The organism is Acetatifactor muris (genome assembly GCF_024623325.1).
Classification (GTDB): Bacteria; Bacillota; Clostridia; order Lachnospirales; family Lachnospiraceae; genus Acetatifactor; species Acetatifactor muris.
The window spans coordinates 263,933-287,609 of sequence record NZ_JANJZD010000001.1; the positions used below are offsets into that span (position 1 = coordinate 263,933).

Sequence of the window (23,677 nt, forward strand, 5' to 3'; positions counted from 1 at the left end):
GTCCCCCGTGATTCCGGAGTCAGGCATGTATGCCTGGACAATGGCAGCGGGGGACTTTTTTACAATTCATGATAATAAAATATTTGCGCAGATTTCTATATGTTGTGCTTTTAATCCCTTTCGATTATAATATTGATATGTGAAAAAGCCTGAGCTGGCAGAGATATTTTTAAATATTACAAGATTTTATTCATTGAAATTGGCGGATTTATACGAAACCAAAATAAGACATGCAAGGAGGGGATGAAAAATGGCGAGAACAGTGGGAATCAGATGATGATGTTGTATTCGGAAAACCGTTTTCTGCTGGATGCAGGTATTTTAGATGAGCGGGAAATCGAATTTTTCAAAGAAATATCCATAGGAATGGATGATGTCCATGCTTTTATGGCTCTTCATCAGATGGCTCTGTATCTGTCCCGTTATTATGGGAAAAAGGTGATTATCCTGCTGGACGAGTATGACACTCCCATGCAGGAGGCTTATGTAAATGGCTGTTGGGCGGAGCTTACGGCCTTTATCTGGAACTTATTCAATTCTACATTTAAGACAAATCCTTATCTGGAGCGGGCGCTTATGACAGGAATCACAAGTGGTCAGATTGCTTCTTGCGAAGCAAAGGAATCGATTTTTTCGGATTTGAATAATCTTGAGGTGGTAACAACAACAGCGGAAAAATATGAGGAAAGCTTTGGATTTACGGAGGAAGAAGTTTATGCGGCGTTGGATGAATTTGGGTTGTCCGATCAGAAAAAGGATGTAAAAAAATGGTATGACGGATTTCGATTCGGAAAACGGTCGGATATTTACAATCCATGGTCTATCATTAATTATCTGGACAAAAGAAAATTGGGAACTTATTGGGCCAATACAAGTTCCAACAGCTTGGTGGGGAAGCTGCTTAGAGAAGGGAATCGATATATTAAACAGAATCTTGAGAAACTTCTTTCAGGGGAGCATTTGAACGTATCCATTGATGAGCAGTTTGTATACGGCCAGATGAGTGAAAATGAAACTGCGGTCTGGAGCCTTCTGCTTGCCAGCGGATATCTGAGGGTGTTTGGCTGCCGGAAGCTTACGGATGAAGAGTGGGGGTTTTTGGCTCCTCAATATGAGCTGGGGATTACAAATCTGGAAGTGGAAATTATGTTTCACCGGATGGTAACTGGATGGTTCCAGAAGGATTTGTATGACTATGATGAATTTATCCGGGCTTTGTGGGACGGAAATGTAAAAGACATGAATCTCTATATGAATCGTATTACCATGGAGACATTCAGCTATTTTGATACAGGGCGTGATTCTTCCAAAGAAGAACCGGAACGATTTTATCACGGTTTTGTATTAGGCCTGTTAGTGACCCTTCGGAAAAAATATGTTCTTACCTCCAACAGAGAAAGCGGGTTTGGCCGTTATGATGTTATGCTGGAACCGAGAGATATAAAGGATGATGCAATCATTCTGGAATTTAAAGTGCAGGTGCCGGGGGAGGAGAAAGAACTTTCGGATACGGTGGATGCGGCGCTTAAACAGATAGAGGAAAAGAATTATGAAGCCGTCCTCATTGCAAAGGGAATTCCGGAAGAGAAGATTCGGAAATATGGATTTGCTTTTCGGGGAAAGAAAGTGCTGATTGGATAAAATACTTAACATTCGAGTTTACTTAAACAAGGAACTGACTTCCGAGATAAAACATTGCAGCCAACCTTTTATCATACAGGAGTAGTTTATGAACGGAAAAAGAAATAGAGAAAATCGCAGAAAAAATCATTATACCGCTATCTGGCTTCCCTGTGTTCTTACGGCAGCGGCAGTGACATTCCTGCTGTGGGACGGTACCTCTGCTGGAGGAGAGATGTCGGACAGCCAGACAGTGCAGGCCAATGATATGGCCGGGGAAGAAGGCAGGTCCGGCATAGACGAAGGAGGGGAGAATCCGGATGGCGGAGAAGCGCAGAGGGAGAATACCGACCAGGCAGGCGTCTCCGGACCGGAGGGTACCTCCCTGGGGGATTCCTCGGATACAGCACTACCAGGTGAGCTATCCGGGCAGCAGGACGCCTCTGCACGCCAGGAGCCGTCCCAGGCCGATCAGCCGGAAATCACGCTGGTGATGGTGGGGGATATTCTGCTGCACACCCCGGTGGCGGAGAGCGGCATGCTGGAAAACGGTGGGTATGATTTCAGCGCGGTTTTCGCAGAAATGAAAGGTGAAATCCAGGAGGCGGACCTGGCGCTGGTAAATCAGGAGGTAATCATCGGCGGAGAGGAACTGGGAGTCTCCGGGTACCCGACGTTCAATGCACCTTATGAGCTGGGCGACGCGCTGGCGGATACCGGTTTTGACGTGGTACTCCACGCCACCAATCACGCACTGGATAAGGGGAAAAAGGGAATTGTGAACTGCCTCTCCTTCTGGAGGGAGAATTATCCTGACATGGCGGTGCTGGGGATTCATGACAGGGAAGAAGGACAGCAGGAGATTTATGTCTATGAACAGGATGGAATTCAGATAGCCATTTTGAACTATACTTACGGCACCAACGGGATTCCGCTGCCTGCGGATATGCCTTTTGCGGTGGATATGCTGGACCGGGAGAGAGTGGCGGAAGATTTGCGCCAGGCCGGGGAACTGGCGGATTTCATAGTGGTATGTCCCCATTGGGGAACGGAATATGTGCTGAATGCCACGAAAGAACAGGAAGACTGGGCGGCATTTTTCGCGGCAAACGGGGCCGACCTGATTCTGGGCACCCATCCTCATGTGATTGAGCCAATAGAGTGGATATCCGGCAAAGAGCAGGAGCCGGGAGAAGGCTCGTTGGTTTATTATTCCCTGGGAAATTTTGTGAACTGGACCTCCGGCACGGGAGAAGGTGTGGCTAACCGCATGGTGGGCGGCATGGCCCGTGTGACCATAGGGCTGGACGAGACAGGAGAAGCGGTGATTCAGGAGTATGATGTGGTGCCTCTGGTGTGTCATGTGGAACAGGGGTTTGGCGGCGTCACAGTGTATCCCCTTGACAAATATACGGAAGAACTGGCGGCTCGGAATGAAATTGTAAAGCAGGACGGCAGCTTTTCCCTGGAATACTGCCGGAATCTGGCGGCGGAGGTCTTTGGAGAAACGGCCCATAAGCCGGCCCTGGCCCACAGCCTCACTTCTTTTCAAAAAAGGCCTTTAACTGAAGACCTTCCGGAGGAATATCCAAAGTTAAGGTCTTATCAGTGAGCTCTTCTGCAAGATTCGACTGCCAGCCCGCAAAAGTGTAGCCTTTGTCCGGCACGGCGGTGACAGTTATGGGATAATCCGTAACATAAGTTCCCTTCCATTCGCCTTCCGATAAATCGGGAACGATAGTATTCAGGAGAATGTGTCCGGCTTCGGCATCACTGACTGAAAGGGTGACAGAAGCCTGTGTTCCTGTCAGTCCGAACTCTTCTGAGAGATACCCTGTGATGGATTCTGTCCTGGCAGGAAAATAGTGCAGGGCCCATTCCGGAGTTCTCACATCCCAGGGAAGAGATACATCCCAGTTCTCATAAGCTTTCACTGCATTCTGAACGGTGAAATCCGTGTTGACCATATCCATAAAGCTGACGACAAACTGCCGGCGGAATGTGGGGTTCCGGAACAGGGCTGCCCACAGCGGGCGTGTGTTAAAGGCGCTGCCGGCATAGTGGGTATCCATGGTAAAAGTGTTGATGTCTTCCTCGAGTACGCCGTAATTCAGATTCTCCAGATCAAGGTCATAAAGAGCCCAGCGCCAGCGTCCGTCTTCGTATTCCCCGCTTCCCGGTTTTCTGGCTCTCCAGCACACGCTGTTCTTATTCTCGTTGTAGTCAAGATTTCCAAAATAAATATTGACGCAGGAAAAATCAATATAGCTTTGAATATCAATAAGTCTGTTCAGCTCCTGATAGGCTTCCGGCGTGGACATATCATGGGTGTCAAGAAAGTCATAAACGGCAAAATAGAGTGCGTGATCCTCCGCACTGCCGGAATCGACTCCGCCGCCTTTGACGATAATCACATTGTCGTCATCCACCCCATATTGCTCCTGAAAAAATTTACCGCTGTATTTCTCCTGAGCAAAAGTGGCATACCAGTAGGCGCCATTCAGATAGACAACCACTTCTCTGCTCTCTGCGGAAGCGATATTCCGATCCTGAACCAGATGCTGAATGTAGGCGTTCATAAAACCGGAGCGAAGCGCAAAGGAATGAGTTTTCCAGTCCCCGAAAAGGGGAATGTCAAACCAGTTGCTTCCGCTGTACTTTTTTCTGGAGTAGACGGAAAACCGTTTAAGACCGTATTCCCGGGCAGAAGCCCCCTGGATACGAATCCCCACAGGCTGTTGCAGTATACTGTCATTTTCGAATAATTCCAGTACGGCAGGGCGCTCCCAGTCCATTCCATGCTGAAGGAAGTTCGGCATGGGTATATTACCGGACTGTTCTCCCAGATACCAGTCGTCATAGGCTTTGCCGGTCACATAGATTCCGCTGTCGCCGAATAAGTCATCCGGGTCTGCCACCAGAGAAACCACCAGCTTCCCGCGATCTTCGTCTCGATCTACAAAATAGGTTGCAGTCACAATATCGCTGCATGTATTCCGGCTGTCTATGGCGACGGCGCGGACTACGGTTGCCAGGATGGTATGGTCTTCTCCATACGCTTCCTGCCACTCCTCCTGCATATTCTGAATATGAATATTGTCATTTTCTCCGTCTCCGCGGCGGGAAATGGCAATGGGTTCCGTATAGAGAATGGAATCCGATGTGGGAATGCTGCCGTCCAGTGTATAATATATACTGACATTGTCCGGCGAAGTGATACTCAGGGAAAAGGGATTGTCATAGAATCCGCTCTCCGCCGACAGAACCGGCGCTGACAGATCAGTATCGTTTATCAGAATATCCCATTCCTCCTGCCCTTTGATGCCCAGCGCGATGCCGGCGGTCAGAATCAGTACAAGAGCAGCCACAAAAAGCATATAGAATATATTTGCTCTTTTCATACGGGTTTTCGTCCTTCCGTGTACATATCCTTTCAGCAGGCGGCATCTCCCTTGTGGGTGACCATGGAGACAGAAATGACACCTTCAATGCTATTTAAGTCATTCAGCAGACTCTCACAGTTTTTTGATTTGATTTCCATGAGAAAATCAGCACTTTCCTTTGTGAGATTGCGGGATTTCACATTATAGTTTTTATCATGTGCTCTGACAGTATCATAAATTTTATCCGCACAGGCATTGCTCTCCGCATTGATTACCAGAATCATGGATTTACGGATTTCGGGCAGGCGGTAAAAAACCAGCACCAGAATTGTGGCCATCAGAGATAATACAAAAGCCAGTCCCACCATACCGGCCCCGCAGATGATGCCGATGCTGATACTCCAGAACATGAAAATCAGATCCAGGGGTTCTTTCACAGCCGTGCGGAATCTGACGATGGAGAGTGCACCCACCATGCCCAGGGAGACGATGACGCTGCTCTGAATGGCGATAATAATGGCGGCGGTGATGACGCTCATGAGAATCAGAGAGGTGTTGAAGCTTTTGGAGTAGAAAGTATTTGTCGTGACGATACGGTAGATAAAATAGATATAGATACCCAGAACTGCAGCCATCACCATTAAGATTGCCACATCCCGGATCAGTAAGTTTGTGTTTTGAAATCCTTTCAGGAAAGATTTTTTGATGACATCCTGTATACTCATTTTTGTTCCTCCGTTTCGATGTGTTCAAACAGTGCTGTAATTTCTGCACAGGCTGTATTTTGAAAAGCTGGTTCTTCGAAGATCCTGTCCGCCGGCCAGCAGTTCAACGATGGCGGCCGGAAGAAATTCATCGTATTTTACTTCCAGAATATGCATTCCATCCGGCAGAATGTTTCTAAAGGGCAGATTTCTCTCCAGAAAATGCCGGGTCTGTGCAGAGGAACGGACAGACCTGTCAAAGGTTATCCGGACATTTCCCGCCGGGTAGACATAAGGGGTTCGAGTATATTCTACAATTACCCGGGGAGTCAGAAGCAGGCTGCTTCGTTCCAGAAGAAAGTAATGCAGCAGCTCATTCGAATCTGATTCGGTGGGGAACAGAGAATTTCCCTGAAGCAGCGTCTTACATTGCCTGTCCGTAAGTATGCACAGTTCCTTTGCTTTCAGACCATGATGAGAATATTTACATTCCAGCCGGATAAATTCCGGATTGCTGTCATAGATTCGCAGTCGGTATTTTCTCCTGTCATCGATACCACTCAGGTTTGCCGCATAACAATGGTCCGCATAAGTATCAAAATAGAGGCTCCTGATTACATAGCTTCCGGAGATTCCGGCGTGTGAATCCGTCTTGCAGATATGTCGGACTTTTTCCTCCATGTGTCGGAGATTGTACTCGGCGCACAGAAATTTCAGCTCGTGACGATATTTGAGACTCACTTTTTCTCCTTTTCCAATCATTGCTTCTGAAACTGCATGATTCGCAGGACAGACTTTTTCATCCATAATTGTCTTAAGAATATATGAATGTTCGTATGTTGTCAAGCTTTGACTGAAATACGGTACCCTGTAAGTATATCCGTTGACAAAAAATAAGGTCAGTGCTAAGCTCTTAATATCAGAAAAGCCCGTATGTGTAAATAGCTGCAGACGGGAGACGGGGAAAGCATAGGTGAAAAGTGCAGATAAAAAGCACAGAAGGCAGAAGCTTCTTATCTTCCTTGTGTGCATTTCCCTGCTTATGGCAGGGGGGTTAATCTTCTATTTTCATATCTACAGGGTAGTACCGGTGTTCAGCGAGACGGTCTGCGAGTACGGAGAGCCTTTGAGCCAGAATATAACCGACTACCTTTCGGGGTCTGAATGGTCCGTACATCTGGGAGAGCTTGATCTGTCTCAGGTGGACGAAGGGAATACGGGAGTCTATCAGGCGGTTGTCTATCATGGAGGCACTGCCTATACCTATACCATAACCATTCAGGATACCATACCGCCGGAGATTCAGTGGAAAGAAGGACAGATTTATCTGGCGGCGAACGCAATGTGCACAGTGGAGGATGTCATAGACAGTGTGTCGGACGCGGATCCTCTGGCAGAAGCTTTTTTCCGCCGGGACGGGACAGAACAGAAAGAAATCAGTTTTGACCAGGTGGGAGAATATGAACTGGAAGTGTGTGCCAGAGACCGGGCCGGGAACGAAAGCGCCGGCCGGGTCCATGTCATTGTGGATACGCCTCCCAGACTGGAGGGAATTCACAACTTCTATTGTGTGCCGGGAAGCGAACCGGATTATCTGGACGCGGTGACCGCCTGGGATGATATGGACGGTGACCTGACAGAAAAAATACGGGTGGATGATTCCGAGATAGAATTAGACAGAGAAGGTGTGTATCCGCTGCGCTATCTGGCGGAAGACAGCTGCGGGCTTGAGACTGTGGCCGAAGCGAGAATTATGGTGGCCGAGGCGGAGGATATCCAGGAGCTGATAGGCTGGCGACAGATTGATTACAGGAAGGATACTATTCTGGGGGCGCCCAATATCTATGATGCGGGTGTTTCGGAGCAGGAGAACATGGAGGAGGCTCTGGAATATATGCGTCCCACGTTTGTACACCTGTACTTTGACAAGGGACGGGGCGGATACAGCTCCGGCTCCGGTTACCTTATGGAGATTACGGAAGAATATATATACATTTGTTCCAACCGCCATGTGGTGGAAAAAAGTGATGAGTGGGATGTTTACTTTTATGACGGCACGAAAGTAAAAGGCAGGGTTCTGGGGGTCAGCGAAGGGTATGATGTAGGTGTGGTGGTGGTGAACCGGGGAGATGTGCCGGAGAGACTGCTTGAGAAGCTGATGACCATACATATTGACCGGACTTACTGGGAAGGGCTGGACCAGCAGGGCCTTGAACTGGCATTGGAACGAATTGACAGAGAGGGAGGACTGATTCATGTCACCACCGGAAATCTGGTCAGGGTAAAGCAGTATTTTGAGTGGAATATGCAGCAGCACCACACAGAAGTGACCGTGGAGCTGGTGCACGGGGATTCCGGATCGGCGATTATAGACGGTTACGGCAACCTGATCTGTATGGCGTATGCTTTTTCTGTCAATCCTACCAGATACTGGTGCGTTCCTCTGGACGGAATCCTGGAAAGCTACGCGCAGATTACGGGGCGTATGCCTTATGTATACTGACGGACTGTATGCCGCAGCCGCATGGAAATCCAGGTAAGATATAAGCTTTAACTTGGATATGGGAATGCATCCAATCTTGTGTTGAAGACGAAGATGCCATACGCGTCTGACAGCCTCGGGGTTGGCGCAGGGAAGCACGAAACGCCTGGCGGCTTCCGCAGGCAGGAGACAGAATTTATATAATGGGAACAGGAGAGAAGAAAATGGCTCAGATAATCGACGGAAAAAAGATATCTCAGGAAATCAAAGAGGAATTAAAGGAAAAAGTGGCGCAGATGAAGGCACAGGGGATAGAGCGGTGCCTGGCAGTGATACAGGTGGGCAATGACCCCGCCTCCGCCGTATATGTGAAAAATAAGAAAAAAGCCTGCGAGTATATTGGAATTCGTTCTGCTTCTTATGAGCTGGCGGAGGAAACCACGGAGGAGGAGCTGCTGAAGCTCATTGAAGAACTGAACAGACAAAAAGATATAGACGGAATTCTGGTGCAGCTGCCTCTGCCGAAACATATCAATGAGGACAGAATCCTGCTGGCCATTGCACCGGAGAAAGATGTGGACGGTTTCCACCCTGTGAATGTGGGGAATCTGAGCATCGGCAGACCGGGCTATGTGTCCTGCACCCCTGCCGGGATTATCCAGCTGCTGAAGCGTTCAGGAATCGAAATCGAAGGGAAAGAGTGCGTGGTGCTGGGCAGAAGCAATATTGTGGGAAAGCCAATGGCCGCACTTCTCCTTCGGGAGAACGGCACTGTCACAATCTGCCATTCCAGAACAAAGAATCTGAAGGAAATTACCCGGAGAGCAGATATCCTCGTGGTGGCCATCGGGAAACCGAAGTACGTGAGCGCAGATTATGTGAAGGAAGGGGCTGTGGTTATTGATGTGGGCATTCACAGAATGGAAAATAAGAAACTGTGCGGCGATGTGGATTTTGAAAATGTAGCCCCCGGAACCTCTGCCATTACTCCGGTTCCGGGAGGGGTGGGCCCCATGACCATAGCCATGTTGATGCATAACTGTGTGGAAGGGATAAAAGGATAAGAAATCAGTTAATTCTGCTAATCCTGTTTTCTCCGGAAAAGGCAGGTCAGTCTGGCACTTAATCGATTTTTCAGGGGAGAGAACAGTGTATACAGAAGCAGGATGCACAGGAGGATGCCTCCGCAGCAGACAGCTACAAGCAGGGCAAAATCCGTAAATCTCGCACCGTTTTTCCGGTATGCTCTGTTGAGAAAAGGGAGCCCCAGGACGATTAAAAAGTACCAGAATACCGGAGGGACACATTTGCGCAGAAGCAATGTCCACGGAGAAGCTATGCCGAAACCTGTGCGGCTGCTTTCACTGTGTCTGCGGAAAGCATATTCCGTGAGGTGAAAAACGGTCAGCAGGGAGATAAAATACACAACAATTCCGATGACGGTGTGGAGCCTGTCAGGAGGCAGAAGCCTTTGCACAAAGTTTATATCTTCCACATAGAAAGGAAGATAGATTGCCGCGATGATTCTCAGCCCATTGACGAAAACCGTCAGAATCCAGGAAAGGGAAAGGCTGGCAATGAACCAGAGGCTTTTTTTCAGGATACAGGCATTTCCCACCCGATGCAGGAAGGAGAAAAGCAGGGTGGCAAAGGCTATAAGCATAAACTGCACACCGGAGCAGGATGGCGCAATGAGAAGGCGCAGGCTGTGATTTACATAGCCTGTGCCTTCTTCATATACAAAGGGAATGCCGCTTAACAGTTCCACCCACCCTGTGGTGGGAGCCAGGATCCACAGCAGTTCGTCACTGCCGGCGCCGCTGTAGAAATATTTGATTCCCAAAAGAAGCAGGAGGCCCAGAAGATAAAAGGAGAGGTCTGGCCTGAGCTTTTTAATATTGTTTTTACTGAGTAGATTTTTCATGGATTTACTACCTTCCCTGTCTGTTTCTCAGCAGGTGAAACAGGAGCGTTGCAGTTATAGACTAAGCGTTTTGGACCTTCCACCCCTTCTGCGCCGAAGGAAGACCAGAAGCGGTATGGCTGTCAGGATCAGAACAAACAGGATATCTCCGGGTTCCGAATATGCAGTGTAACCTCCGCCCACAGCCAGATTGGAGACACCCAGAGGCAGGGGAGATGCCTGATTTACATCCCTGCTGTCACCTTCGGGATTCCTGACCTCCTCGATTACTGCAATGAAGGAAGTGTAGGGGGTAGTCATATTGTAATCCAGTCCGATCTGTGTGATTTCATCCTTGACAGACTCATCATTCCGCACACTTCCGTATCCGGCCAGCTGATCCAGCTTCGTCCGGGCCCAGAGATAGCGGATAGCCTCATTTTCCGTATCCACGGTGACATCGTTTACCGGTATCTCCTGGACATAATCTTCTTCTCCTGACTTACCGGTTATTGTGATGGTGCCGGAAGGCTCTCCCTTCCATTTCCCGAACAGGACCACAGGCTTCTGTGCATAGAGAATGGAAGGAGCGGAGGTGGCCACATCGTAAACGTCAAATCCTTCATAATCAATGGTCATTCCGGTCAGAAGCGGAGACTCTATATAGGTACGGAAACGGGAGGCACTGGATTCGGCATCTTCGGAATTTGTCACCACAAAGGCTTCCCCCATGCCGCATTGCGCAATCCCCTTGATGAGATAGTCGTTGACAGAGCTTCCGATGCCAAAGGAGAAAAAGCTGCTGGTATCCATGTGATTGTTGATCAGGTTAAAAATCTCGTCTTCATTAGACACGTATCCATCTGTGATTATGACCACGCTCCGGGCAAAATCTTCTGATTCGGGAATGTCTACAGCTTCTTCCAGGGCAGGCATCATGGAGGTTCCGCCGCCGCCCATCTCTTCGTCGATCATTTCCGTGGCATATCTGATATTTTTAGCTGTGGCCGGAAGCGACTCCGGCGAAAGCCGGAAGGTTTCATTGGCGAACAGAATCAGATTGAACTTATCCGTTTCCTTTAAATTTGTGACCAGATCCCGAATCAGTAATTTGGCGGTATCCAGAGGATATCCCATCATGGAACCGGATACATCCAGCACGAAAATGTATTCCCGGGGAGGTATCTCCTCGGGCGTAAAACGCTCCGGAGGCTGTACCGTCAGCATGAAATAATTCTCTTCCCCGGAAGAGGTGAGCATGAGACCGCTTTCCACTTCTTCTCCGGTCAGTTTATAATTCAGAATGAAATCCCTGTTTCCGGCGTAATCTTCCGGGTTGGCCAGCGTAATTTCGGCTCTGGAGTCCTCCTTCTGTTCCACTTTGATTTCGTGAGATTTACTTTCTATACCGGCAATGGGGACACCTGTGGACAGATTGACATTGATCAGATATTCTCCGGGAGGCGTCTCACCGTCTGCAAGGTAGGGACTTGACACCCAGTCATCCTGCTGTGCATCGGCCTTTTCTTCCGATTCCGGAGGCGCCGCATATCGGGGACCGACAACGGTGGGAAAGCTGAATTCATAGATACCGTCGGTGGAAGAAATCAGTTCGGTGTAATGCAGTTCAATGCGGGCAGTATCTCCCGGCATGATATTTGCCACATCCATGGTGAATACATTGGGGCGTTTCTGCTCCAGCAGGGAGGCGCTTTTCCCCTCGCTTTTTGCCTCCTCGTACTCTGTCTTCGCCTCCTCTTTTTCCTTGATTTTGGCTACGACCACATTGTTTCCGATTTCCATTTTCATGCCGTGCATGGTGACGTCGGAGGAAGTGGGGAAGACATATCTCGCGTTTATGGGTGTATCTCCTTCGTTGGCATAAGTCTGCACCACATAAGTCTCGGCGATGACACCGTTAATGTTGGTGGTCACTTCCGTGGATTTTAACGGAAAGAGATCCACAGGACAGTCTTCTGTCTGAATAATGAAGTAAGGCGCCAGGAGTTCCTCCTCTTCCCCGGGCGATTCTTCTTCTGTTTTTTCTCCGGCCGCGTAAGCGGGAAGCGCATATGCGGCAAAGGTAAGCAGCGCAAATGACAGACACAGCAGTTTTTTAATTCGTTTCATCGTAAGTACCTCCGTTTTCTTCTGTTATTTTACAGCGGAATTGCATAGAAGGTACGTCAGAATTTCAACATTTTTGCATCATTTTTCATGTAACGGTTCAGACAGGCCCTGAACTGTTTCCCCGTTTTCAAAGAAATTTTAGAAATAGTGTTGAAGCAAAAGCCGGCGGATTACTTTTAAAGGCTTCCTGGTGCCGGCCTGTCTGAACTGTTACATGTTCTTGGGGGGCTGGGTCTATGTATCGAATAAAGTACTTGCATTTACCGTATTCTATGGTAAAATGAGGGAAACAATTGAATAGTGAGAGGTTTATTAATCGAAGAGGAGAAGAGCAAAATGAAAACATGTTTTCATGGCAAAAAGAAACTTTGCAGTTTACTTTTTACGGCACTTCTGGTGATGGCTGTACTGGGCGGATGCGCAGACGGCACAGGAGAGTCTTCGGGGGATAATTCCTCTAAGGAGTCTGTGACAGATTCGCAGGGAACTGCTTCCACACAGGAGAGTACCCAGGAGCAGGAAGCTTCAGGCGATATGTACGGCGGCTCCGTTGTTGTAGGAATACAACAGGATATCGACAGTCTTGACCCTCATAAAGCAACGGCGGCAGGAACTAAGGAGATTTTATTCAACATTTTTGAAGGCCTGGTAAAGCCTGATGAAAATGGTCACCTGATCGGTGCGGTGGCCAGTGATTACACAATATCCGAGGACGGGTTGGTGTATACCTTCACCCTTCGGGATGGTGTAAAGTTCCATAATGGTAATGCTGTGACTGCTGAGGATGTGAAATACTCTCTGGAGAGAGTATCGGGACTGTTGGATGGCACTCCCTTAATTTCCACCATGAGCGCAATCACAGCCGTAGATATTCTTGATGAGAAAACGGTTCAGGTAACGGTGGGAAGTGCCAACACAGAGCTGATTTACAGCTTTGTGGCCGCTATCATCCCCGCTGGCAGCGGCGAGGAGGAAGGGGCGGATCCCGTGGGTACCGGACCGTTTTCTTATGTTTCCTACAAGCCTCAGGAGGGAATCGTTCTGGCGAAGAATCCGGAGTACTGGCAGGAGGGGCTCCCCCATGTGGATCAGGTGGAATTCAAGATCGTGGGAGACGGAGACACGGCGCTGATGGAGCTGCAGGGCGGTACCATCGACATCTATCCTTATCTCACCGATTCCCAGGCCCAGGTGATTCAGAATAATTATCAGGTGATTTCTTCCGCCACCACCATGGTGCAGGCCCTGTATCTGAACAATGGAACGGCACCTTTTGATGATGTGCGGGTGCGTCAGGCCATCTGTTATGCGCTGGATAAGGAAGAAATCAATGAATTTGTAGGCGGTGGAACAGGAACGCTGATCAGTTCCTGTATGCCTCCCACGCTGAAAGATTATTACACAGATCTGAATGACACCTACGGGACCACCGCCAATGTGGAGAAGGCGAAAGAGCTGCTGGCAGATGCCGGTTATGCCGACGGGTTTGACATGGAGATCGCCATTGTTTCCGGCTATGAATTTCACATGCAGACCGGCGAGGTAATCGTGGAACAGTTGAAAAAGGTGGGAATCAATGCCACAATCCAGGGGATGGAGAACAGCGAATGGCTGGAAAAGGTGTACAATGGGCGTGAGTTTGATGCTACCATCACCTGCCTTACCAGCGACATGACGCCGGGATATCTGATGAATCGGTTCCAGACTACATCCGGCAAGAACTTTATCAACTTTGTCAGTTCAGAGTACGATGAAGTCTACCAGAAGGCCCAGGCTGCCATTGATCTGACCGAGAAGGCCGAGTATTATAAGCAGCTGCAGAAGATTCTCTGTGACCAGGCGGGAAGTGCATTTATTCAGACGCCGGCGGATAAGACGGCGCTCAGCAATCGGATTGCAGGGTACAAATTCTACCCTGTCTATGTACAGGACATCAGCACGGTGTATATTGTAGAATAAGAAACAAACTTTATTGGTCACTGGGGGACCGTGACAAAAGAAGACAGGAGGAAGGGCAGCGTGAAATATGTTGGAAAAAAATTAGGTACTCTCATTATGACATTGTTTCTTGTTTCCGCTGCCGCATTCCTGGCTTTTGAGATCATTCCCGGAGATGTGGTTGCATCCATACTGGGGACAGAAGCCACTCCCGAGAGAGAAGCGCAGCTGCGGGAGGAACTGGGATTTAACGATCCTCCCATTGTCCGTTACGGGAAGTGGGTGGCAGGCGTATTTCAGGGGGACTTCGGTGTCAGCTACCGCTATTCCAAGAATATGAATGAAATGATGCCGGTGGCAGAGCTCATAGGAGATAAACTGCCGGTGACATTGTGGCTGGCCGCCATATCTCTGGTGCTGATTGTGCTGGTATCTATTCCGCTGGGTGTGCTCTGGGCGAAGAGCGGCAATCATCTGCTGGACGCGGCGCTGGGAGTTATCACCCAGGCATCTATGGCGGTGCCTTCTTTTTTTCTGGGAATTCTGGTTACCTGGCTGTTCGGAATTATGTTCCGGTTCTTCAGGCCGGGAGGTTATGTGAGTTATCAGGATAATTTTCCGGGCTTTCTCGGATATCTGTTGTTCCCGGCCATATCCATCGCTCTGCCGAAGGTTGCGATGACGGCGAGATTCCTGCGCAATTCCATGCTGACGGAACTGGACTCGGATTATGTGCGCACCGCATACAGCAAGGGCTGTACCAAAGAACGTGTCATGTACGGGCATGTGCTGAGGAATGCCATGATGCCGGTGGTGACTTTTCTGGGGATGATCGTGGCGGAGATTGTGGCAGGGAGTATTGTGGTTGAGCAGGTATTTGGCCTTCCCGGGATTGGAAGGCTGCTGATCAGCTCCATTTCCACAAGAGATTTTCCAGTGGTGGAGATTCTGATTCTCTATATTACATTTGTGGTGATATTTGTGTATTTTCTGGTGGATATTCTGTATAAGGTGATAGATCCCAGGATTTCATAAATGGATTTTTGAGATGGTCCGGGAACTGCCCCGGAAGAGTTTGTTTATGTGATTCCGGGAAGGAAAAGTAATTGCGGAAATGTAGAGGGAACGACCGTGGAAAACACAAAATATACAGGGAAGACGGAAGTGAAAAAAGCGAAGAATAAAAGGTGGAACAAATACCTGACAGCCGGCATGGTGATGACGGGCATTGCCGTGACATTGGGAATTGTGGGCTTTTTCTGGACGCCGTACAGCACCACTGCCATGTCTGCGGCGGAAAAATTTGCGCCGCCTTCTCTGCGTCATTTTTTCGGCACAGATAACTTCGGCCGGGATATTTTTTCCAGGGTTATGCAGGGAATGGGGACTTCGATTCTCATCAGCAGTCTTGTTGTGTTTTTCTCCGGCGCGGCGGGCATTTTCCTCGGGGCATTGACGGGATATTTCGGCGGTCTGGTAGACGAGGTGGTCATGAGGATTACAGATGCGCTGAACGGTTTCCCCAGTATCCTGCTGACACTGGTGATTATCAGTCTGCTGGGAACCGGGATGCAGAATGTGATTATTTCTCTGGGCCTGGTGTTCGTGCCCGGCTTTGTGAGAATTGTGAGAAGTGAATTTATCCGGCTTCGGGATGCGGATTATATCAAACGGGCCAGAATGATGAGGGTGGGGAATTTCCGCATCCTTTTTGTTCATATTCTGCCCAACATTTTTTCCGTGTTCTGGGTGTCCGTGATGATAGGTTTTAACAATGCCATACTGGCGGAGTCGGGCATGAGCTATCTGGGAATCGGCGTGCAGCCTCCGGATGCCAGTCTGGGCAAGATGCTTTCAGATGCCCAGGGATACCTGCAGACCGCACCCTGGTATGCATTGGCGCCGGGACTGACCATTGTGTGGGTGGTGCTGGGCTTTTCTCTGTTCAGCGAGGGAATCAGACGGAAGGGAGGCACACAGAGATGATTAAAATAGAAGAATTGTCCGTGGCCTTCGGTGATACCGAGGTGGTGAAAAACGTCAGCCTTGAACTGAGGGACGGTGAGATTCTGGGTGTGGTGGGGGAGTCCGGCTCGGGCAAGTCCGTCACGGCACTTACGTTGATGGGACTTGTGTCAGATGCGGCGAAAGTAACGTCCGGCCGGATTCTTTTTGACGATGTCATTCTGAGAGAAGCGGGCAGGCCATGTGACAAGGCGCTTTATCGGAAATTCCAGGGCTCGGAGATGTCCATGGTGTTCCAGGAGCCCCAGACCAGTCTGAATCCCACCCAGAAGGTGGGCCGGCAGGTGGAGGAAGTGCTGCTGCTTCACACAAAGCTGGACAGAGGGGAGATACGGGATAAAGTGCTGGAAACTTTTCGGGCAGTGGGACTGCAGGATGCGGAAAGGGTGTATGTCAGTTATCCGCATCAGCTGTCCGGCGGCATGCGCCAGCGTGCCATGATTGCCATGGCTGTAATTCTTCACCCCAGGCTGATTGTGGCGGACGAACCTACCACTGCGCTGGATGTGACCATCCAGAATCAGATAGTGGAACTGCTGCGTAAGATTAATGCAGAACAGAACAACGCCATGCTGTTTATCACCCATGATCTGCATCTTGCCAGGCGAATCTGTCACCGGGTGGCAGTGATGAAGGATGGCTGTGTGGTGGAGACGGGTACCGCGGAGGAAGTCCTTGATCATCCCGGAGAAGCATATACGAAGCGGCTGGTAGAGGCTGTTCCCTCCAGAGTCCGGGGCAGAGAAGGCAGGACGGCGGGCAACAGGACATGTAATCCGGGATCACTGACCGGGGAAAACGGGAAAGCTCCTTCAGAGCCGGTACTGCAGGTGCGGGATCTGTCCGTGTACTATCAGGACGGCGGTCAGGCCCTGGCGGAGGAAGAAGGCAGAGAAGGAGGAAACCGATTTTCCCTGAAAGCCTTTTTCCGGCGAAACTATCGGCAGTATGTGGTCCATCATGCGGATTTTGAGATCTGGCCCGGAGAAAGTCTGGGGCTGGTGGGGGAGAGCGGCTGTGGCAAGACTTCTCTCTCTAAAGCAATTCTGGGCATAAACCATCATATAGAAGGAAATATCGTGCACCATTCCGTCCGGCCCCAGATGGTATTTCAGGATCCATACAGCAGCCTGAATCCCACGAAGACCATCGGGTGGCTGCTGGAGGAACCGCTGAGAGCCGCCGGCCGGCTGGATAAGTCTCTGGCCATGACGAAGGCGGACAGGGAGGCTGCGGCTTACGATATGCTGCGGCGAGTGGGGCTGGAGGAGGCTTATTTTCACAGGAAACCTTCCGAGCTCAGCGGCGGCCAGCGCCAGCGGGTCAGCATCGCTCAGGCCCTGATTACCAATCCGGGCTTTATTGTGGCGGACGAACCGGTATCTGCGCTGGATGTGACCATTCAGGCCCAGATTATGGAATTGATTTTAAAGCTTCAGGGGGAGATGAATCTTGCCTGTCTGTTCATTTCCCATGACATCAACGTGGTCTACCGGATGTGTGACCGGATCATGGTGATGAAGGACGGACAGATTCTGGAGATCGGAGAGACGGAGGAAGTATTCGCTCATCCGAAGGCAGACTATACAAAGTTATTATTATGTCATTCCTGAATTCTGCGGAAATCATTTCGGATGTACAGGGGAAACAGTTCAGAGACTTATCTGGGCTGTTTTTTTGCGTCAGCCTGTTACGGGGGACTATAAAAGAATTGACTGAAAATGGGAATGAGGGTAGAATGAAGAAGTCAGAAACAGGCCGGATAGCGGAAGGAAAAGGAGACAGTAAAATGGAAGGAAAAGAGAGAACGGAACAGATGCTGATGACGGACTGGGAATTTGCTCTGGTGAAGAAAGCGCCGACGAGGGCAGATGTGGGGATGACGGAAGCGGAGGAGAAGCCGGACATCCCGGAAGGTCTTGTATTTCAGAAGGTTGACCTGCCTCATGACTGGGCGGTGGACATGCCTTTCAACAGAGATATGGAGGGTGGCAGGTCTCAGGGATTTCAGGACAGATGGGGAATCGGCTGGTATCGCAAGAACATTTATCTGCAGGAGAAAAAGGTAGACAGTTGCTATATGCTGGTGTTCGGAGGTGTATATGAGAACTGTACCATATGGATAAACGGAAGGCTGACAGGGAGCCACAGATATGGTTACAGCACTTTTCGACTGGAGATATCGGAGTATCTGGAAACGGGAGAAAATGATCTGATTGTCAAAGTGGACAATACGATTTTCCCTGCGGACAGATGGTACAGCGGCTGCGGCATTTACCGCAGTGTAAGGCTTGTGGAGACAAAAAGAAATCATTTGGATCCGTGGGATGTGACAGTTCATACGGAATTTGACAACGGGAAAGCCATTGTGAAGGTAGATGCCGGATTGCGGGCCTGTGTGCGGGGAACGCTTCAATATCATGGAACAGGATCGGACTGCGGAACGGAAGCCGGGATGGACAGAGCGGCAAAGGACAGCGTTCTCAGGACAGAGAATGGGGAGGGCAGGCTGACCTTTGTAGTGGAGGAACCCTGCAGATGGTCGGCGGAGCATCCTGACTTATATGGTCTCACGCTGGAACTAGTGGAGGACGGCCGGGTATTGGATCGGATCTGCAGAAGAATCGGCTTGCGGGAAATCGAGATGATTCCGGGCAGAGGCATGTTTGTAAACGGGGCAGCGGTAAAGCTGAAGGGAGTCTGCATCCATCAGGAGTGCGGCGGTCTGGGTACTGCTGTCAGACCGGAAATATGGAGAGAGCGGCTGGCTCTGCTGAAAGAAATGGGCTGCAATGCCATCCGGCCGGCTCATCACACTTTTTCGGAAGAATTTATGGATTTATGTGACGAAATGGGTTTCTATGTGTATGAAGAGTGCTTTGACAAGTGGAAGGGAGGACTTTACGGACGGTATTTTGATCAGAACTGGAAGCAGGATGTGGAGGCCATGGTGAAACGTGACAGGAACAGGCCGTCTGTGATTATCTGGGGTGTGGGCAACGAGGTGGAAAACCAGGGGCAGGAGACCATGCTTTCCCTTCTGCGGATGCTCTGTGACCAGGTGCGGTGTCTGGACGGGACACGGCCTGTGACTTATGCCATGAACCCGCATTTTAAGAGAGAAAGTCAGGTTGATCTGTCTAAAATTACAGATATCCAGAAATTCGTGGATGAAGAGAGCGATACGGAGATTTACGACCCGCTGGAGAGAGTGGAGAGGATAAGCAGGATAGGAGAAATTGTGGATATTCTTTCCTGCAATTATCAGGAACAGTGGTATGATCTGATTCATGAAAAAATGCCGGACAAGCTGATTCTGGGAACGGAATGTTATCAGTATTTCCGCGGTCATTGTGAACAGATGCAGAATTTTACGGATCGCATTCCGGCGATGGATGTCATGGAGAGGGATTACTGTATCGGAGGAATGATCTGGACAGGATATGATTACCTGGGCGAATCCATGGGATATCCTGCAAAAGGCTGGAGCGGCGCCATGATACGCACCAATAATGAGGTGAGACCCATGTATTATTTTTATCAGAACTACTGGACGTCGAAACCGGTGGTACGTTTTGCGGTCATGGATTATTCGCTGGAGGATGAGGGCTGTAAAGAGCACTGGGATACGCCGATTTATGCAGAACACTGGCAGTTTCCGCAGTTTAACAGAACTTTGATTCCCTACAGGATTGTCACAAACTGTGAAGAAGTGGAGCTAAGACTGAATGGTAAGAGATTTTATGTGCCGTCTCCGACAGATTCCGGGAATGGAGTCATTACGGGATTTCTTCCCTGGCAGCCGGGGAAGGTGGAGGTTACAGGGTATATCGGAGGAACAGCAGTCTGTACACATGTTGTTGTGACACCGGGACCGGCCACAGACCTTAAGTTTGTACGGGAATCTGTCAAAATCGAAGATCAGTCTCTGCGGGGGTATCAGCAGCTGCTTACGGTACGTGCCATGGATGCGGCGGGGAATCTGTATTTCAGGGAAAGTGGCAGAGTCCGTTTCAGAGTGGAAGGGCCTGCGGAAATTCTGGCGGTGGATAATGGAGATGTGACGGGGGGAGAATCCCGGAAGGAAGACAGAATTCACCTGTACCATGGCTGTGCCAGCGTGATTATCAGGCTGACCGGAGAACCGGGCAGAATTTCCGTATGGGCAGACGGAGACGGACTGCACAGCGGGCGGTGTGTGGTGGAGGCCGGAGAAATTTCACCGTATTGACACAGCTTCCTTCCCTTGCTAGAATAGAGATAATGGAGATTGTGTGCAGGACAAAGGGAGGAAAAGGATATGTACCACTGTCATGTTCATTTTTATTTCACAGGTCAAAACTGCAGAGTGTTTGAGATCATAAAAGAAAGTTCTCGGCCGGAGAATTTTACATATACATTTGCGGCAGATGAAGTGCCTGAAAAGAATGCGGCATCTGAGGCGGATGTTATTGTGGCGAATCTGCAGGGAATGGACGCGGTGAAGACCGTTCGAACCCTGATTTCAGGCAAGTCGGAAGAGGCCCGGCTGATTCTGGTGGCGGAGAGGATGCAGATGGATCTCCTGACAGGGGAATTGCCGGAAATAGAAGATATATGGATATCTCCCATGACAGAGGAAGAGATAAAATTTCGGTTTAACCGGTGGCAGGACCGATATAAACAGGATAAGGATTACTGGCAGACCAGCCATTTTTTTGAAGCTACCATCAACAACATTCCCAATCTGATCTGGTATAAAGATAAAAACGGAATTCACGAGAAGGTAAATGACAGCTTCTGCAGGACGGTGAATAAGACCAAAGAGCAGGTGGAAGGCCGGGGACACGCGTATATCTGGGATGTGGAGCAGGATGATCCCGCATGTATAGAGTCAGAACGTGAGGTCATGACCAAGAAAAGGACCTTTGTGTCTGAAGAAATCATCAAAACCGGAGAGGGAATGCGGACGCTTACCACATATAAGTCTCCTTTATATGATATTGACGGAAGCGTGATGGGCACGGTAGGCGTTGCCATTGATGTGACGCAGGAGAGGGCCTATGAAGAGGAGATTGTACAGAAAAACCGTACGCTGGAGGCCCTTTTTACCACCATTGACTGCGGTGTGATCTGTCACACGATAGATGGAAGCAGAATTCTCAGTATCAACAGAGCCGCGCTTCAGATTCTGGGATACAGGACGCCGGAAGATCTGATGGAGGAAGGCTTTGACATGATTGCCTCTTCTGTTCTGGAAGAAGACAGAGAAGCGCTTCAGGAGAGCATCGAGGATCTGAAGAAAGAGGGAGACAGCGTCAGTGTGGAGTATCGGATCCGGCATAAAAGCGGTGATATTCTGCATATTATGGGGAATGTCAAGCTGATAAGAGAGAATGGGGAACTGTTTTATCAGCGTTTTCTTTTGGACTGTACGGCTCAGAAGCAGCAGGAAAAGCAGAATGAAAGACGCCAGATGGAGCTGGTGAAAGCGCTGAGCATTGACTACAGTCTGGTATGCTATTTTGATCTGGAGACGGGCAGCGGCAGGCTGCTTCAGGATGATGAAGGCAGACAGATATTTGGCAGTGTGTTTGACGGGAATATATCGCTGGAAGAAAGTATGGGGCGGTACATAGAGGAGTTCGTGTACGAAGAAGATCAGGATATGCTGCGGCAGGCTTCTTTGCCTGGAAAGATCAAACAGGAACTGGAAGAAAAAATGCAGTATTATGTGAACTATCGTGTACACGGAGCAGAGGGTGTCAGATATTTTCAGGTTAAGGCGGTGCGGGCCGGCGCCTGGGATGATGAGACACGGGGGATTGTTCTGGGATTCCGAAGCGTGGACGATGAGATTCGCAGCGAGATGGAGCAGAAGCGGCTTCTGGAAGATGCATTGCTGCAGGCGAATAAGGCAAGCAAGGCAAAGAGCGTATTTCTCTCCAATATGTCTCATGATATCCGCACACCTATGAATGCGATAGTAGGCTTTACGGCGCTGGCGATTACCCATGTGGATCACAGGGAGCAGGTGGAAGAATATCTGAAGAAAATCATGACTTCCGGGAATCATCTGCTGAGCCTGATCAATGACGTGCTGGATATGAGCCGTATCGAGAGCGGCAAGATACATCTGGAAGAGAAACCCTGCAGTCTGCCGGATATTCTGCATGGATTGCGGAATATACTGCAGGCTGACATCAATGCAAAGCAGCTGGAACTGTACATGGATACCGTGGATGTCTGGGACGAGGAAATTTACTGCGACAAGCTGCGGCTGAACCAGGTGCTGTTAAATCTGCTGAGCAATTCGGTCAAGTATACCGGCGCAGGCGGGATTGTCAGTATGCGCGTTACGGAAAAGGCCGGTGCACCTGCCGGGCATGCCATTTATGAGTTCTGCATCAGGGATACCGGAATCGGCATGAGCGAGGAATTTGTGGCGCATATTTTCGAGCCTTTTGAGCGTGAGGAGAATACTACCATCAGCGGCATTCAGGGAACCGGGCTGGGAATGGCCATCACGAAGAATATAGTGGACATGATGAACGGTACTATTGAAGTGAAGAGCGAGCAGGGAGTGGGGACAGAATTCAGAGCCTGCTTTACCTTCCGGCTGGATACCGGGGTGAAAGAGCCGTATGATATAGCTGAACTGAAGAACTGCAGGGCGCTGGTGGTGGATGACGATTTTAACACCTGTGACAGTGTATCCTATATGCTGCAGCAGATTGGAATGCGGGCTGAGTGGACATTGTCCGGAAAGGAAGCAGTGCTGCGTACACATCAGGCGCTGATGCGGGGAGACAGCTATTCCGTGTATATTATCGACTGGCTGCTGCCTGATATGAACGGCATTGAAGTGACAAGAAGAATCCGGAAGGAAATGGGAGAGGAAGTTCCTGTGATTGTGCTGACCGCATATGACTGGTCGGACATTGAGGATGAGGCAAAGGAAGCGGGAGTGACGGCTTTTTGCAGCAAGCCGCTGTTCCTGTCAGAACTGAGAAGCTGTCTGCGGTCCGTTATCAATGCGGAGGAAGAAGAGGAGGAAAAAGAGCAGGAGGAACTGGTAAGGCATCATACAGGACGCATTCTGCTGGCGGAGGATGTGGAGCTGAATCAGGAGATTGCAGTGGCAATTCTGGGAGATGCAGGCTTTACCACAGAGGTTGCGGAGAACGGCAGGATAGCAGTGGAGATGCTGAGGAAATCTCAGCCGGGCTATTATCAGCTGGTACTTATGGATGTACAGATGCCTGTGATGAACGGTTATGAGGCGGCAAAGGCCATTCGGAAACTGGAGAACCGGAAACTGGCATCGATACCGATTATTGCCATGACTGCCAATGCTTTTGAAGAGGACAGAAAGGAAGCGCTGGCAAGCGGAATGAACGGACATATAGCGAAACCCATCGATGTGGATAACCTGATCAGTACGCTGGATGAAATTCTGGGCTGAACCGTTACTCTTTATCAAAATTTAATGGGAAAGTGATTGCAAATAGAC

15 protein-coding genes are annotated in these 23,677 nt (G+C 49.6%); 10 read left to right on the top strand and 5 right to left on the bottom strand.

The window, feature by feature from the left end; all coding sequences use genetic code 11:
- Positions 1–243: 243 nt before the first annotated feature.
- Together NSB25_RS01270 and NSB25_RS01275 are read left to right on the top strand one after the other, a co-directional pair.
- Complete coding sequence (locus NSB25_RS01270) at positions 244–1,641, top strand: PD-(D/E)XK nuclease domain-containing protein (RefSeq protein ID WP_103240444.1); 1,398 nt, start codon at positions 244–246, stop codon at positions 1,639–1,641.
- A gap of 88 nt (positions 1,642–1,729) precedes the next feature.
- Positions 1,730–3,232, top strand: a complete 1,503-nt coding sequence (locus NSB25_RS01275) for a CapA family protein (RefSeq protein ID WP_242982473.1) — start codon at positions 1,730–1,732, stop codon at positions 3,230–3,232.
- Here NSB25_RS01275 and NSB25_RS01280 read toward each other — a convergent pair.
- The 3 genes from NSB25_RS01280 to NSB25_RS01290 are packed head-to-tail and all read right to left on the bottom strand — an operon-like array spanning position 3,159 to position 6,448.
- Positions 3,159–5,021 (bottom strand): CotH kinase family protein, encoded by a 1,863-nt coding sequence (locus NSB25_RS01280; protein WP_103240445.1) that lies wholly within the window; start codon positions 5,019–5,021, stop codon positions 3,159–3,161. The genes NSB25_RS01275 and NSB25_RS01280 overlap by 74 nt on opposite strands.
- A 32-nt stretch (positions 5,022–5,053) precedes the next feature.
- Entirely contained in the window at positions 5,054–5,728 is a 675-nt protein-coding gene (locus tag NSB25_RS01285; RefSeq protein WP_103240446.1) for a DUF4956 domain-containing protein, read from the bottom strand.
- 24 nt (positions 5,729–5,752) lie between these two features.
- The gene (locus tag NSB25_RS01290) at positions 5,753–6,448 is read right to left on the bottom strand and encodes a polyphosphate polymerase domain-containing protein (protein ID WP_172455150.1); all 696 of its coding nucleotides are present in this window, start codon (positions 6,446–6,448) and stop codon (positions 5,753–5,755) included.
- Positions 6,449–6,680: 232 nt separating this feature from the next.
- Between NSB25_RS01290 and NSB25_RS29345 the strand changes: the two genes are divergently transcribed.
- Both NSB25_RS29345 and folD read left to right on the top strand, forming a co-directional pair.
- Positions 6,681–8,210, top strand: a complete 1,530-nt coding sequence (locus tag NSB25_RS29345) for a S1 family peptidase (RefSeq protein WP_172455151.1) — start codon at positions 6,681–6,683, stop codon at positions 8,208–8,210.
- A gap of 203 nt (positions 8,211–8,413) precedes the next feature.
- The gene (gene folD, locus NSB25_RS01300) at positions 8,414–9,253 is read left to right on the top strand and encodes a bifunctional methylenetetrahydrofolate dehydrogenase/methenyltetrahydrofolate cyclohydrolase FolD (protein ID WP_103240527.1); all 840 of its coding nucleotides are present in this window, start codon (positions 8,414–8,416) and stop codon (positions 9,251–9,253) included.
- Between the two features lie 17 nt (positions 9,254–9,270).
- On the opposite strand, the gene xrtK is transcribed toward folD, so the two are convergent.
- On the bottom strand, positions 9,271–10,113 hold the full coding sequence (xrtK, locus tag NSB25_RS01305) for an exosortase K (RefSeq protein WP_103240449.1): 843 nt from the start codon (positions 10,111–10,113) through the stop codon (positions 9,271–9,273).
- Between the two features lie 54 nt (positions 10,114–10,167).
- Positions 10,168–12,222 carry a VIT and vWA domain-containing protein gene (locus NSB25_RS01310; RefSeq protein WP_103240450.1) on the bottom strand — a complete coding sequence of 685 codons (2,055 nt, stop codon included), beginning with the start codon at positions 12,220–12,222 and terminating at the stop codon, positions 10,168–10,170.
- Between the two features lie 336 nt (positions 12,223–12,558).
- On the opposite strand from NSB25_RS01310, the gene NSB25_RS01315 reads away from it, so the two are divergent.
- The 6 genes from NSB25_RS01315 (at position 12,559) to NSB25_RS01340 (ending at position 23,629) form a co-directional block, all read left to right on the top strand.
- Positions 12,559–14,181, top strand: a complete 1,623-nt coding sequence (locus NSB25_RS01315; protein ID WP_103240451.1) for an ABC transporter substrate-binding protein — start codon at positions 12,559–12,561, stop codon at positions 14,179–14,181.
- 60 nt (positions 14,182–14,241) lie between these two features.
- Positions 14,242–15,195 (top strand): ABC transporter permease, encoded by a 954-nt coding sequence (locus NSB25_RS01320; RefSeq protein ID WP_103240452.1) that lies wholly within the window; start codon positions 14,242–14,244, stop codon positions 15,193–15,195.
- Between the two features lie 177 nt (positions 15,196–15,372).
- Complete coding sequence (locus NSB25_RS01325) at positions 15,373–16,146, top strand: ABC transporter permease (RefSeq protein WP_103240528.1); 774 nt, start codon at positions 15,373–15,375, stop codon at positions 16,144–16,146.
- Positions 16,143–17,798 (top strand): ATP-binding cassette domain-containing protein, encoded by a 1,656-nt coding sequence (locus NSB25_RS01330; RefSeq protein WP_103240453.1) that lies wholly within the window; start codon positions 16,143–16,145, stop codon positions 17,796–17,798. Before NSB25_RS01325 ends, NSB25_RS01330 begins: the two co-directional genes overlap by 4 nt.
- Before the next feature lie 125 nt (positions 17,799–17,923).
- Complete coding sequence (locus NSB25_RS01335; protein ID WP_242982474.1) at positions 17,924–20,416, top strand: glycoside hydrolase family 2 protein; 2,493 nt, start codon at positions 17,924–17,926, stop codon at positions 20,414–20,416.
- Between the two features lie 69 nt (positions 20,417–20,485).
- Entirely contained in the window at positions 20,486–23,629 is a 3,144-nt protein-coding gene (locus NSB25_RS01340; RefSeq protein WP_103240454.1) for a hybrid sensor histidine kinase/response regulator, read from the top strand.
- The last annotated feature ends 48 nt before the right edge of the window (positions 23,630–23,677 follow it).

Coding starts and splice junctions, on each gene's coding strand:
- NSB25_RS01330 (WP_103240453.1), top strand. CDS start 16,143: ATGATTAAAATAGAAGAATTGTCCGTGGCCTTCGGTGATACCGAGGTG.
- xrtK (WP_103240449.1), bottom strand. CDS start 10,113: ATGAAAAATCTACTCAGTAAAAACAATATTAAAAAGCTCAGGCCAGAC.
- NSB25_RS01325 (WP_103240528.1), top strand. CDS start 15,373: ATGGTGATGACGGGCATTGCCGTGACATTGGGAATTGTGGGCTTTTTC.
- NSB25_RS01315 (WP_103240451.1), top strand. CDS start 12,559: ATGAAAACATGTTTTCATGGCAAAAAGAAACTTTGCAGTTTACTTTTT.
- NSB25_RS01340 (WP_103240454.1), top strand. CDS start 20,486: ATGTACCACTGTCATGTTCATTTTTATTTCACAGGTCAAAACTGCAGA.
- NSB25_RS01270 (WP_103240444.1), top strand. CDS start 244: ATGAAAAATGGCGAGAACAGTGGGAATCAGATGATGATGTTGTATTCG.
- NSB25_RS01310 (WP_103240450.1), bottom strand. CDS start 12,222: ATGAAACGAATTAAAAAACTGCTGTGTCTGTCATTTGCGCTGCTTACC.
- NSB25_RS01335 (WP_242982474.1), top strand. CDS start 17,924: ATGAAGAAGTCAGAAACAGGCCGGATAGCGGAAGGAAAAGGAGACAGT.
- NSB25_RS01285 (WP_103240446.1), bottom strand. CDS start 5,728: ATGAGTATACAGGATGTCATCAAAAAATCTTTCCTGAAAGGATTTCAA.
- NSB25_RS01280 (WP_103240445.1), bottom strand. CDS start 5,021: ATGAAAAGAGCAAATATATTCTATATGCTTTTTGTGGCTGCTCTTGTA.
- NSB25_RS01275 (WP_242982473.1), top strand. CDS start 1,730: ATGAACGGAAAAAGAAATAGAGAAAATCGCAGAAAAAATCATTATACC.
- folD (WP_103240527.1), top strand. CDS start 8,414: ATGGCTCAGATAATCGACGGAAAAAAGATATCTCAGGAAATCAAAGAG.